This window comes from Pseudomonas sp. WS 5011 (genome assembly GCF_012985775.1).
Lineage (GTDB): Bacteria > Pseudomonadota > Gammaproteobacteria > Pseudomonadales > Pseudomonadaceae > Aquipseudomonas > Aquipseudomonas peli.
The window spans coordinates 1-717 of the sequence record NZ_JAAQXA010000086.1; the positions used below are offsets into that span (position 1 = coordinate 1).

General features: G+C 47.4%; 1 protein-coding gene. It reads right to left on the reverse strand.

The annotated features are described in order from the left end of the window. Positions 1-109: 109 nt before the first annotated feature. On the reverse strand, positions 110-717 hold a 608-nt coding region (locus tag HBN63_RS22160; protein ID WP_178093541.1), incomplete at its 5' end, for a hypothetical protein.

Genomic DNA, 717 nt, shown 5'->3' on the forward strand with positions numbered 1-717 from the left:
AATGCCACTGCCATCATCTCGGGGCCATACTGTCTTTTGACTTCCCCCCTTCTTTCCTTATTCTCTTCTCTCTCCCTTCTTCCCTCTTCTTCTCCTCCTCTTCCTTCTTCTACTTTTTCCTCTTTGTCCGGTCTTTCTTTCCTCTTTCCTTCTTCCTCTCCCTTTTCTTTTTTTGTTGTTTTTTTTTTTTTTTTCTATTTCTTTCTTTTTTTTTCCTTTTTCTTCTTTCCTTCTTTCTCTTTTTTTTTCTCCTCCCTCTCCTCTTCTCCTCCTTCTTTTTTTCCTCTCCTTTCTTTTTTTTCTTTTCCTTCTTCTTTTTTTTCTCTTCTTCTTCTTTCTCTCTCTTCTTCTTTTCCTTCCCTTTTCCCTCTCCTTCCTCTTCTTCTTTTTCCTCCCCCCTCCTTCCCCTTTTCTTCCCTCCCTCCTCTTTCCCTCCTCCCCCCCTTCTCCCCCCCCCCTCTTTTCTTTCTCTCTCCCCACATTCTCCCTTCCCTTTCCTTCCTCTCCTTCCTCCTTCCTCTTCCCTTCTCCCTCCCCTTCCCTTCTCTTCCCCCTTCCTTTCTCTCTTCCTCTTCCCTCTCCCTCTTCCCCTCCTCTCCCTTCCCTTTTTCTCCCCCCCCCTCTTTCTCTTTCTCCTCTTCCTCCTCCCCCCCCTTTTCTTCCCCCCCCTCCACCCTGCCTTCCCCTTCCTCTCCCTTTCTGCTCCTTTTTCGACGC